The sequence below is a fragment of the Williamsia phyllosphaerae genome (assembly GCF_014635305.1).
GTDB lineage: Bacteria > Actinomycetota > Actinomycetes > Mycobacteriales > Mycobacteriaceae > Williamsia_A > Williamsia_A phyllosphaerae.
This window is the reverse complement of sequence record NZ_BMCS01000001.1, coordinates 2,499,391-2,511,037: the sequence shown is the minus strand read 5'-3', so window position 1 is coordinate 2,511,037 and position 11,647 is coordinate 2,499,391. Positions and strand designations below refer to the sequence as shown.

At 68.8% G+C, this 11,647-nt stretch carries 13 protein-coding genes; 2 read left to right on the top strand and 11 right to left on the bottom strand.

Annotated elements, in window-relative coordinates:
• Positions 1-32: 32 nt before the first annotated feature.
• The 10 genes from IEV93_RS11710 to dapE all read right to left on the bottom strand — a co-directional run bounded on the left by IEV93_RS11710 (position 33) and on the right by dapE (position 8,594).
• The gene (locus IEV93_RS11710; protein WP_188489822.1) at positions 33-203 is read right to left on the bottom strand and encodes a DUF3117 domain-containing protein; all 171 of its coding nucleotides are present in this window, start codon (positions 201-203) and stop codon (positions 33-35) included.
• 123 nt (positions 204-326) lie between these two features.
• Entirely contained in the window at positions 327-668 is a 342-nt protein-coding gene (locus tag IEV93_RS11705) for a DivIVA domain-containing protein (protein WP_188489820.1), read from the bottom strand.
• A gap of 37 nt (positions 669-705) precedes the next feature.
• Complete coding sequence (locus tag IEV93_RS11700; protein ID WP_188490547.1) at positions 706-1,431, bottom strand: acetoacetate decarboxylase family protein; 726 nt, start codon at positions 1,429-1,431, stop codon at positions 706-708.
• Positions 1,432-1,469: 38 nt separating this feature from the next.
• Positions 1,470-2,297, bottom strand: coding sequence for an SDR family oxidoreductase (locus IEV93_RS11695; RefSeq protein ID WP_229705049.1), 828 nt, complete (start codon positions 2,295-2,297; stop codon positions 1,470-1,472).
• An 88-nt stretch (positions 2,298-2,385) separates the two neighbouring features.
• Entirely contained in the window at positions 2,386-3,402 is a 1,017-nt protein-coding gene (locus tag IEV93_RS11690) for a glucosyl-3-phosphoglycerate synthase (RefSeq protein WP_188489816.1), read from the bottom strand.
• Positions 3,399-4,211: a dihydropteroate synthase gene (folP, locus tag IEV93_RS11685; RefSeq protein ID WP_188490546.1), complete on the bottom strand. Its 813-nt coding sequence runs from the start codon at positions 4,209-4,211 to the stop codon at positions 3,399-3,401. The genes IEV93_RS11690 and folP overlap by 4 nt, the downstream gene beginning before the upstream one ends.
• Positions 4,212-4,308: 97 nt before the next feature.
• Positions 4,309-6,087 (bottom strand): long-chain-acyl-CoA synthetase, encoded by a 1,779-nt coding sequence (locus IEV93_RS11680; protein ID WP_188489814.1) that lies wholly within the window; start codon positions 6,085-6,087, stop codon positions 4,309-4,311.
• A 41-nt stretch (positions 6,088-6,128) separates the two neighbouring features.
• Positions 6,129-6,665: an LOG family protein gene (locus tag IEV93_RS11675; protein ID WP_188489812.1), complete on the bottom strand. Its 537-nt coding sequence runs from the start codon at positions 6,663-6,665 to the stop codon at positions 6,129-6,131.
• A complete protein-coding gene (locus tag IEV93_RS11670; protein ID WP_188489810.1) occupies positions 6,662-7,465 on the bottom strand; it encodes an LOG family protein in 804 nt (267 codons plus the stop codon). The genes IEV93_RS11675 and IEV93_RS11670 overlap by 4 nt, the downstream gene beginning before the upstream one ends.
• Before the next feature lie 16 nt (positions 7,466-7,481).
• Positions 7,482-8,594, bottom strand: coding sequence for a succinyl-diaminopimelate desuccinylase (gene dapE, locus IEV93_RS11665; RefSeq protein ID WP_188489808.1), 1,113 nt, complete (start codon positions 8,592-8,594; stop codon positions 7,482-7,484).
• A 90-nt stretch (positions 8,595-8,684) separates the two neighbouring features.
• On the opposite strand from dapE, the gene IEV93_RS11660 reads away from it, so the two are divergent.
• Positions 8,685-9,350, top strand: coding sequence for an SDR family NAD(P)-dependent oxidoreductase (locus IEV93_RS11660; protein WP_188489806.1), 666 nt, complete (start codon positions 8,685-8,687; stop codon positions 9,348-9,350).
• Positions 9,351-9,373: 23 nt separating this feature from the next.
• On the top strand, positions 9,374-10,333 hold the full coding sequence (gene dapD / locus IEV93_RS11655; RefSeq protein ID WP_188489804.1) for a 2,3,4,5-tetrahydropyridine-2,6-dicarboxylate N-succinyltransferase: 960 nt from the start codon (positions 9,374-9,376) through the stop codon (positions 10,331-10,333).
• Positions 10,334-10,516: 183 nt separating this feature from the next.
• Here dapD and dapC read toward each other — a convergent pair whose 3' ends face one another.
• Positions 10,517-11,647, bottom strand: coding sequence for a succinyldiaminopimelate transaminase (gene dapC / locus IEV93_RS11650; protein WP_188489802.1), 1,131 nt, complete (start codon positions 11,645-11,647; stop codon positions 10,517-10,519).

Genomic DNA, 11,647 nt, shown 5'->3' with positions numbered 1-11,647 from the left:
CGGCGGCTCAGCGACGAGCCGAGACGGGCCGGTCAGCCCGCGACGACGCCACGCAGTTCTTCGCCGAGCGCAGCGGCCTCGTCCGGAGTGAGTTCGACAACGAGCCTGCCACCACCCTCGATGGGTATCCGTACGACGATTCCTCGCCCTTCCTTGGCTGCTTCAAGGGGACCGTCGCCGGTCCGTGGCTTCATCGCCGCCATGTCACATGCTCCCTTGTCGATCCTCGCCGATCACGGCACGGAATCTGATTCTATGCGGTTGAACTGGTCTGTCAGACCCGACGAATCGCACTCACCGCGGGTCAACCCTGTCAATGATACGGCTCACGTCTCGTCGACCTGCGCCGCATCCGGTTCGCGCCGCGAGAAGTCGTTGGCGTCGCGGCCCTGGAGGTCGACGATGACGGTGCGCAGCTCATCGACCTCCCTGGCCAATTTCTCGAGGGCCCAGTCGACTTCGGACTGTTTGTAACCCCGCAGAACCAGCGCGAAACGCAGCCTGCGGACGTCGTCGCCCGAGATGCCCGCTCGCGGCAGGCGTGTCAGCGTCGCGTCACGCTCGATCGGCGGGAGATCCTCACCGCGACCGAAGGCGAACCAGACGACGGCGAAGACCACGGCGACCACCACCGCCATGACGAGGAGATAGAGCAACAGGGTCTGCACGCCCCTGATCATCCCAGATCGGGGTGTCCCGGCGTTCTCAGACGGTCTCGGCGTCGCCGAACGTCATGGTGAATGCACCCACCGAGGAGCTCATCAGCGTGCGCCCGATGTCGAGTGTGCGCAGTTCGTCGGCGAAGGGGTGCGTTCCCAGGGTGAGTGATGCCCCGCCCGGGCGGGTCCGGGTCTGCGCGGCGCGCATCGACCAGGGCGTAACACGGGTGACCCCGTCGAGATGGGAGTAGGCGGTCAGCGTCGTCGCCGACGGTGAATCGGGCACCGACACCCCTTTCGACACCTCCAGCGACGCGATCAACGCGTCGTCGGCCCGCAACGAACCGCGCTTGACCGGCGACTCGTGGTCGACGTCGAACTCCGCCAGCGTCTTCGGGAACCCCCAGATGCCCCGGCCGGCGGCGAGGGTGAAGTCACCGTCGACGGGCAGACGATGAATGTAGGCGCACCCCTGTCCGCGGACCAGCGACCTGAGATCGGAGAGGACACCGCCGCCGCGGCGCCCGTGCTCGCGCACCAGGAAGCACACGCCGAACTCGTTGTACGGCCCCAGATCGCCGTCGATGTAGTCGACGAACACGAGTACGCAGACCGCGCGGCCGGGTCGCCAGCGAAGCACCTGCAGCCCGGTGTGGTCGATGAGTCGTTGGGCGGCGCCCGCCGACACCGACACCATCGACGTGAAGGCGGTCGCGGCCCGGATCTGCACCGGCATCGCGACCTCGCGGCCGAGGACCTCGTGCGTGCTCACGGTCATGCCCGCCCGTCCCCGCTCATTCGACGCTCCGCTCACTCGACAACGCCCCGCAGGCCGTCGGCACCGAACACGCCCTCGAGCATCGAGCTGTAATCGGGTCCGCGGCGCAGCATCTGCCCACCGTCGACGTTGATGATCTGTCCGGTGATCCAGCTCGAGGAGTCCCCGAGCAGGAACACGGCCAGCGCGGCGATGTCGGCGACCTCGCCGACCCGCGGCAGCGGTGTGGCCTCGCGGTAGTCCCCGCTCAGCTCCGGTGAGTCCAGCACGATCTGCACCAGCTCGGTCCGGGTCAGGCCGGGACGGATCCCGTTGACGCGCACGTTGCTGGCACCGAGTTCGTCCGCGCCGAGCCGGACCAGATGGTCCACGCCGGACTTGGTCACGCCGTAGGCGCCGAACCATCGGTGGGTGTTGGACGCGGCGATCGACGAGATGGCGACGAACGATCCCCCGCCACCGCGGACGAGTTCGCGCGCAGCGTGTTTGAGGGTGTACATCGTCCCGTTGATGTTCAGGTCGACGGTGTTGCGCCATGCGGCGCTGTCGATCTGGGTCACCGGACCGATGGTCTCGCTACCGCCCGCGCACGCCACGACGCCGTCGAGGCGGCCGGTGTGTGCGGTGGCGACCGCGACCGCGGCGGCCACCTGGTCCTCGTCGGTGATGTCGGTGGACACCGTGTGCACCGTCCCGGCGCCGGACAGACCGGCGGCCGCGGTGTCGAGACGTTCCTGGTTGCGGCCGGCGATCGTCACCGTCGCCCCCTCTGCGACGAGGGCGGCGGCGATGCCGAGGCCTATACCGCTGCCACCGCCGGTGACGAGGATCGATTTCCCGGACACGGACTCACTCGCCACGAGGGCTCCCATCATCAGAATCTAGAACACGTTCTAGTGATGAGACCACGTCCGGGACGTGATGACCAGCCTTGCGGCCGGGTCGGACCTAGGAGGCGCGGACCCCTAGGGGTACGCGCGGGCGGAGGGTGTCCATGGCCGGACGGTCGGCCAGGTAGACGTCGGTGGTGTGCGGCGTGAAGGTCCCGTCGGCCTCGGCGGTGAACTGGGTCAGACCGACCCCGGAGTCGGCGATGCCGCAGCGGCCCATCAGGGTGCCCACGATCTGCCTGCTCATCACGCCGAGCTCGATGAGCGGACGGTTGCGGTGCGTGCGGACGCCGAGGTTGACCTGCCCGATACCCGCCATGCCGTAGCGGTCGTAGGTGTCGACGAGGAGGCCGATCTCCACGCCGTAGCCGGGCGCGAACGGAACCGCCGACAGCAGCTCACGGGTGCCCGCGTACTCGCCGCCGAGCGGCTGCAGGACCGAGGTGAGGTCGGGCTTGAGGGATGCCAGCAGGGGTCGGGCTACGAGTTCGGTGACCCGGCCGCCACCGTTGGGGTCCTGCGCCCCACCGGTGCGCAGCGGGCGACGGTAATACCCCTTGACCAGTTGGATGTCGGAGTCGAGCAGGAGCGGACCCAGCAGCTTGGGTACGAACATCGGGTCGGGATCGATGAGATCGGAGTCGACGAAGGCGATGATGTCGCCGGTGGAGGCCGCGATGGACCGCCACAGCACCTCACCCTTGCCCTTGACCGGGGCGAGTTCGGGGACGGCCTGTTCACGGCTGATGACCTGTGCGCCGGCCGCCCTCGCACGCTCGGCGGTGGCGTCGGTCGATCCGGAGTCGAGGACGATGAGCTCGTCGACCAGGGTGCCGAGCAGCGGGCGGATGGAGGCGATGACCGTGGCGACGGTCTCCTCCTCGTTGAGCGCGGGCAGGACCACCGAGACGGTCCGGCCGGCCTTCGCCGCGACCAGCTCGTCGATCGACCAGTCGGGCTGTTCGAAGGTGTGGCTGTCGGACCAGGCCATCGTGTCCGCATCGGTGTCTGCGGGCGCGGGCCAGATCTGGGTGGCGCGTCGGACGGTGCCCGAAGGCTTGTTCATTGCGGTCATGCCAGTCCCCTGACTGTTCGTTCGGGTGGACGGGTACCCGCTATCGCGGCCACCATGTCGACCACTCGGCGGGTGGCGGCAACCTCGTGGACCCGAAAGACCCGCGCTCCCTGTGAAGCAGCGAGTGCAGTCGCGGCCAAGGTTCCCTCCAACCGTTCTTCCAGGCGTACACCCAGAGTCTCCCCTATGAAGTCCTTGTTGCTGAGGGCCATCAGCACTGGCCAACCGCTATTAACGAGATTGTTCACGTGACGTAACAAGGCGAGCCCGTGGTGGGTGTTCTTGCCGAAATCATGCGTCGGATCGATGAGAATCGAGTCCGGTGCGACCCCCGCGGTGGCCGCGCGCGACGCCGCGGCGGTCAGATCCCGTGCCACCTCGCCGACCACGTCGACGTAACGCACCCGGTGCGGACGCGTCCGCGGGACAGCTCCCCCGGTGTGCGAGCAGACGATGCCCGCGCGGGACTCGGCGGCGGCGTGCACCAGTTCCGGATCCGTGCCCGCCCACGTGTCGTTGACCAGATCGGCCCCGGCCGCGCACGCGACGCGAGCCACCTCGGCACGCCAGGTGTCGACGCTGATGATCAGATCCGGGTACTCCCCGCGCACCCATTCGATGAACGGGACGACCCGGGCGATCTCCGCGGTGGCGTCGACATGCTCACCCGGCCCGGCCTTGACCCCGCCGACGTCGACGAGGTCGGCCCCTTCGGCGACCACCTGGTGGACCCGCGACATCGCCGCGGCGTCGGTGAAGCTGGACCCACGGTCGTAGAACGAGTCCGGCGTCCGGTTCACGATCGCCATCACCAGTGCGCGACCGGTGTCCACCGGCCGACCGCACAGCGTCGGTGACCATGACTCCCACGCCCCCACCGACGCGTCTCCCCCGAGCGCGTTCACATCAGTTGCGCGGTGCCTTGGCGCCCGCCACGTCGTCGACGTATCCGTCGTAGTACTCGACGTATCCGTCGGACTTGCCCGCCAGCACGTACAGCGGATCGTCACCGACGTCGGAGTAGCCCTGCTTGCGCAGTTCGACCTTCATCGTCTTGAACGTGGAGGTCTGCTCGAGCGAGTCGACGACCCGGACGAACAGGGGCAGCGCGTAACCGGGCAGCGAGCCGTAGAGGTGTTCGGCGAGCTTGCCGGGCTCGAGTTTGTCGCCGGACTTCAGCGTCACCGCGGCCATGCCGGCCTTGCCGTCGGTCTCGGGGATCTCGACCCCGAACACCACCGACTGGCCGATCTGCGAGTCGGCGTCGAGCGCCCCCTCGACCTCGGTCGTCGCGACGTTCTCACCCTTCCAGCGGAAGGTGTCGCCGAGGCGGTCGACGAAAGCGACGTGCGAGAACCCCTGGTCACGGACGAGGTCGCCGGTGTTGAACCACTTGTCGCCGTCGGCGAACGCGTCGGCCACGATCTTCTTTTCGGTGGCCTTGGGATCGGTGTACCCGTCGAACGGGATGCGGTCCGTGATCTCCGAGATCAGCAGACCCGGCTCCCCCTTCTTCGCCTCCATCACGCGGCCCTCGTCGTTGCGCAGCGGGTCACCGTTCTCGCCGTCGTACTGCACGATCTTGTACGGCAGCGGGCAGAAGCCCACGGTGCGCTTGACGTTGAAGATGTTGATGAACGCCAGGTTCGACTCGCTGGCGGCGTAGAACTCGACGATGCGGTCGATACCGAACCGCTCGGAGAAGGTGTCCCAGATCTCCGCGCGCATTCCGTTGCCGACCGCGACCCGCACCGAGTGCTTGCGGTCGGTGTCCTTCTCCGGCTGCGCCAGCAGGTAGCGGCACAGTTCACCGATGTAGCAGAAGGCGGTCGCCCGGTTGAGGATGATGTCGTCCCAGAACTTCGACGCCGAGAACGAGCGGCCGATCGCCAGGCAGGCTCCCGAACCGAGCACCGACGAGAGCGAGACCGTCAACGCGTTGTTGTGGTAGAGCGGCAGGCATGCGTACAGGGTGTCGTTGTGCCGCAGGCGAACTCCCATGCCGCCGATGCCCGACAGGCCGGTCAGCCATCGGAAGTGCGACATGACGCTGGCCTTGGGCATCCCGGTGGTGCCGGAGGTGAAGATGTAGAACGCCTTGGTCGACGCGGGCAGGGTGTCGGTCACGTCGGGGTTGCGCTCCGACAGCGATGCGGACTGCTCGTCGACGTCGCCGAACAGCAGCACCGACTCGGGCACGGCCGAGGCGGGCACCGAGTCCAGCGCCTCGGCGGCGTCGGGGTCGACGATGATCACGCGGGCGTCGAGCACGCCGAGGCTGTGCTCGAGGACGTTGCCGCGCTGGTTGTAGTTCAGCATCCCGGCGATGGCGCCGAGCTTGACGATGGCCAGCATCGACAGCAGCGTCTGCGGGTCGTTCTTCGCCAGCACGCCGACGACGTCGCCGGTCTGCACACCCTTCTCGGTGAGCAGCGCGGCGTAGCGGTTCACGCGTCGGTTGCACTCGCCGTAGGTGAGCGACTTGCCCTCGAACCGCAGGAACGGCCGATCCGGGTGGGCGCCGGCACGCTTCTGGAACATGCTGCCGATGGTCGCGGTGCTCGTCGGCTTGCGGAGGGCGAGGCCGGGCGCATTGCGCAACATGATCGTCGCGTCGGAGGCCAACCCCACAACCCCCTTGGCCATGTCGGTCAATCCAACGCGGGAACGAGTCTCAGTCGTCACTCACAGCTCCTGGTGCCTGGCGGTCGGTATCGGAGACGAGGTTACCGGCTGGTAGCCAGCTCTATGGCGCGGGTCACTGAATCGGTGACCCGGAGTGCCTCCATCGACCTCTCCGAGACGAATCCGGTGGCCGTCAGATCGCGTAACCACGTCAACAACGGTGCGTAGAAACCGAACGGGTCGAGCAGGACCACCGGCTTGTCGTGCATGCCCAGATAACCGCCGGTCCAGGTCTCGAACAGCTCCTCAAGGGTGCCGATGCCGCCGGGCAGGGTGATGAAGCCGTCAGCGCGGTCGTCCATCAGCTGCTTGCGCTGGCGCATCGTGTCGGTGACCACCAGCTCGTCGGCGTCGACGTCGGCGACCTCGCGATCGACCAACGCGCGCGGGATGACGCCGACGGTCGAACCGCCGTGCTCACGCGTCGCGCGCGCCACGGCGCCCATCATCGACACGTTCCCCCCGCCGGAGACGAGGGTGTGCCCACCCCGTCCCAGGGCCTCGCCCACGTCGGCGGCGAGCTGCAGGTAGCGGTCCTCGACCGGCCCCGAGGCGCAGTACACGCACACGGCACTCATCGCGCCGACTCCTCACGCCGGGCGCGCTCGGCGGCCGCAGACGCGATGAGATCGACGGTCTCGGCGACGCTGTCGGTGACGTGCAGCAGCGACACGTCGGCCTCGGAGACCTTGCCGTCGGCCACCAGGGTCGTGGTGATCCAGTCGACGAGGCCGCCCCAGAACGCCGTGCCCAGGAGCACGATCGGGAAGCGTGTGACCTTTTTGGTCTGCACCAGGGTGAGCGCCTCGAACAGTTCGTCCATGGTCCCGAATCCGCCGGGCAGGCAGACGAACGCCTGGGCGTACTTCACGAACATGGTCTTGCGCGCGAAGAAGTAGCGGAAGTTCACGCCGAGGTCGACCCAGTCGTTGAGGCTCTGCTCGAACGGCAGCTCGATGCCCAGCCCGATCGACTGACCACCCGCCTCGCACGCACCCTTGTTGGCGGCCTCCATCGCGCCGGGGCCGCCCCCGGTGATCACCGCGAAACCGGCCTCGGCCAAGGCGGCCCCGAGCTCGACGCCCAGGGCGTACTCGGGCGACTCCCGCGGGGTCCGTGCCGATCCGAAGACCGTGACCGCGCCGCCGACCCGGGACAGGGCGTCGAAGCCGGCGACGAACTCCGACTGGATGCGCAGCACGCGCCAGGGGTCCTTCTCGGTGCGGTCGCGGTGCCACGAGGTGGTGTCGGGCTCCTCGTCGAGCAGCCGACGGTCGGTGGTGGTCTCGATCGTCGCGGCGTCGACCCGGAAACGTGTTGCGCCGGAATAGGAGACCTGGGTGTCGCGATCACCCGGGACTCGATCACTCTGTGCCATCAGCAGACGCTAGCAATCAGGCCGGGGTGGACAGGTATCGGCGCAGCGTGTCGGTCACCGCGGTGATCTGCGCGGTCGGTACCCGCTCGTCACGACGGTGCGCGAGGTTGGGGTCGCCGGGACCCAGGTTCACCGCAGGGATGCCCATCGCGGCGAAGCGGGAGACGTCGGTCCAGCCGTACTTCGCCCGGACCTGACCGTGCGCCGCGGCGACCAACGCCTGCGCCGCCGGGTGCGACAGACCGGGCAGCGCACCGGGGGCCGAATCGGTGAGCTCGATCTCGACTGTCCCGGAATCGATCTGACGGGCGAAGACCTCTCGCACGTGCGCGTACGCGGCGTCGGCGGAGCGGTCGGGGGCGAAGCGGAAGTTGACGTCCACCGCGGCGGCGTCGGGGATGACGTTGCCCGCGACGCCACCGGTGATCGCGACGGCGGACAGCCCCTCGCGGTACTCACACCCGTCGATGTCGACTCGACGGGGTCGGTAGTCGGCCAACACCTGCAACACCTGACCCAGTTTGTGGATCGCGTTGTCGCCCATCCACGATCGGGCCGAGTGCGACCGGGTGCCGCGCGCGGTCAGACGCACCCGCAGCGTCCCCTGACACCCCGCCTCGATCAGCCCGGCCGTGGGCTCGCCCAGGATGGCGACGTCGCCGACGAGCCAGTCCGGCAGTTCGCGCTCGATGAACCCGAGGCCGTTGTGGACCGCCGCGATCTCCTCGCAGTCGTAGAAGATCAGCGTCAGGTCGTGCGCGCAGTCGGCCATGGTCGCGGCCAGGTGCAGGAACGCCGCGTCACCGGACTTCATGTCGACCGTGCCGCACCCGTGCAGGACGTCACCCTCCGGGCCGTCGGACTCGCGTCGGCTGGGCACGTTGTCGGCGATGGGCACGGTGTCGAGATGACCGGCGAGGATCACGCGCGACGCCAGGCCACGATTCGTGCGGGCCAGCACCCGGTTGCCGTGCCGCAGCACCTCGAACCCCGACGTCTGTTCCCGGATCGCGTGCTCGACGGCGTCGGCGATGGCCGCCTCGTGGTGGGACTCGCTGGCGATGTCGACCAACGCGGCGGTCAGGTCGATGGGATCGGCGGACAGATCCAGCGGGATGGCGGCGGTCATGGTCTCCGAGGCTAATCGACCGCCGCGGCGGCACCACCCATGCACAGACGCCCGGGAATAGTCGTCGGCGACCAGCGGGTTGCACCGGTCATGACATCACTGGCGATCATCGGAGCAGGAGCAGGACTCGGAGCGGCTGTGGCACGGAAGTTCGGTGCCGAGGGCTTTTCGGTCGGTCTGATCTCGAGGAACCAGGGCCGCGTGGACGCGCTCGCCGACAGCCTCGCGAAAGACGGTGTGTCGGCTCGGGGTTTCGCGGCCGACGTCCGCGATCCGGTGTCCATCGCGACGGCCCTGGAGCAGGTCACCGAGACCCTCGGACCGATCGAGGTGCTGCAGTACAGCCCGCTGCCGCAGAAGGACTTCATGCGACCGGTGCTCGAGACGACTCCTGCCGACATGGTCGGGCCGGTCGAGTTCTCGATCTACGGCCCGATCGCGGCCGTGCACCAGGTGTTGCCCGGTATGCGCTTCCTCGGCGAGAACAAGGGCACCATCCTGTTCGTGAACGGCGGTTCGGCGGTCAAGCCCGGGCGCGCGGTCACCGGTACGTCGATCGCTTTCGCCGGACAGGCCGCCTACGCGCAGCTGCTCAACGAGGAGCTCGCCGAGGAGGGCATCCAGGTCTCGCAGCTGATCATCGGTGGCGCCATCAGCGCCGACGACCCGGACAAGAGCCCCGAGGCGCTCGCCGGGCACCTCTGGGACCTGCACACCAAGCGCGATCGTTTCCGGCTGCAGGTCAGCGAGGACTGAGCTCACCGGTAAGGTTGCGACCCGTGAGTGAAGCATCGTCTGCGACCGGGCACGGAATTGCCACCATCACCGACAACGGTCAGGTGCTCGACACCTGGTTTCCCGCGCCCCAACTGGGCGCGGTGACGGGCGCGGCCGGGACCACAGCCCTCACGGGCGACGACGTTCCCCCGGAACTGCAGGCCCTCGTCGGCACCGATCAGGCACGTGGCGTGCGCACCGTGGCGGTCCGCACCACCATCACCGACCTGTCGGCGGCGCCCGTCGACGCCCATGACGTCTACCTCCGCCTGCACCTGCTGTCGCACCGGCTGGTCACTCCGCACGGGTTGAATCTCGATGGCACGTTCGGCTTGCTGAGCAACGTGGTGTGGACCAACCACGGCCCCTGCGCCGTCGAGGGTTTCGAGCTCACCCGGGCCCGGCTGCGCGCACGTGGCCCCGTCGCGGTCAACAGCATCGACAAGTTCCCGCGGATGGTCGACTACGTGGTGCCCAGCGGCGTCCGCATCGGTGACGCCGACCGCGTCCGCCTGGGAGCACACCTCGCGAGCGGCACCACGGTGATGCACGAGGGTTTCGTGAACTTCAACGCGGGCACGCTCGGCAACTCGATGGTCGAGGGGCGCATCTCGGCCGGTGTCGTCGTCGGCGACGGCTCCGACGTGGGCGGCGGCGCATCGATCATGGGCACGCTGTCCGGCGGTGGCACGCAGGTCATATCGCTCGGTGAGCGCTGCCTACTCGGCGCGAACTCCGGCTGCGGGATCTCGCTCGGCGACGACTGCGTGATCGAGGCGGGCCTCTACGTCACCGCGGGGACGAAGGTCACCGGACCGGACGGCACCGCGGTCAAGGCGCGCGATCTGTCCGGGACCAACAACCTGCTGTTCCGTCGCAACAGCGTCAGCGGCGCTGTCGAGGTCGTGCCCTGGAAGGGCGACGGCATCGCCCTCAACGCGGCTCTGCACGCCAACGACTGACCCCGTCGAACGTGCCGTAATAACCCGCCCACCGTGCCGTAATAACCCGCCCACCGTGCCGTAACTTCGTGCCGACCGTGCCGTGGTTTCGCGCCGTCGGCACGCTCGACAGGTCGTTTCGGCACGCTCGACGGGTCGCTTCGGCCCGCTCGACGGGTGGTTTGGGCCCCGGTCGGCGGCGGGTCAGGCGGGGGCGAGACGCGCGGCTGCAGCGGCTATGCGCTCGTCGGTCGCGGTGAGCGCGAGTCGCACGTGCTTCGTGCCGGCCGGACCGTAGAACTCCCCCGGCGCGGCCAGGATCCCCTTGTGCGCCAACCAGTCGACGGTGTCGCGGCACGGCTCGTCGCGCGTCGCCCACAGGTACAGACCGGCCTCGGAATGGTCGATCCGGAACCCGGCGTGGCGCACCGCGGTGGACAGGACCACCCGCCGGTTGAGGTAGCGCTCGCGCTGCGCATCGACGTGGTCGTCGTCGGTCAGCGCCGCGACCATCGCGGTCTGGACCGGGTAGGGCACGATCATGCCCGCGTGTTTGCGGACCGCGAGCAACTCGCGGACCAGGTCGGGATCGCCGGCGAAGAAACCGGCCCGATACCCGGCCAGATTCGAGATCTTCGACAGCGAGTGCACCGCGAGCAGCCCCGTGACGTCGCCGTCGCACACCCGGGGATCCAGGATCGAGATGGCCTTGGCGTCCCAGGCCAGGCCCAGGTAACACTCGTCGGAGATGACGACGGTCCCGCGCTCGCGCGCCCAGGTGACCACCTTGCGCAGATGCTCGACCCCGAGCACCTTGCCGGTCGGGTTCGACGGCGAGTTGATGAAGATCGCACCCGGCCGCGTCGGGCCGAGGGCGAGCAGGGAGTCGGCGCGGACCGGACGCGCACCGGCCAGCAGCACTCCCACCTCATAGGTGGGGTAGGCGATCTCGGGGATGACGATGTCGTCGCCGGGACCGAAACCCAGCATCGAGATGACCGAGGCGATGGCCTCCTTGGTCCCGATGACCGGCAGCACCGCGGACTCCTCGACCGACCCGATGCCGTACCGCCGCTTCAGGGCCGCGACCGCCGCCACCCGCAGATCGGCGGTCCCGGCGGTCGTCGGATACCCGGGGAACGACGCACCGGCGTCGAGTCCGCGTCGGATGACCTGGGCGATGGCGTCGACCGGGGTGCCGACCGACAGGTCGACGATGCCCTCCGGATGCGAGGCCGCGAGCGCCTTCGCGTCGGTCAGCGAATCCCAGGGGAAATCGGGAAGACCCGCACTGACCGCCCGCCGACCGGTCCGGGGCGTCTGCTGCTCGGTCAC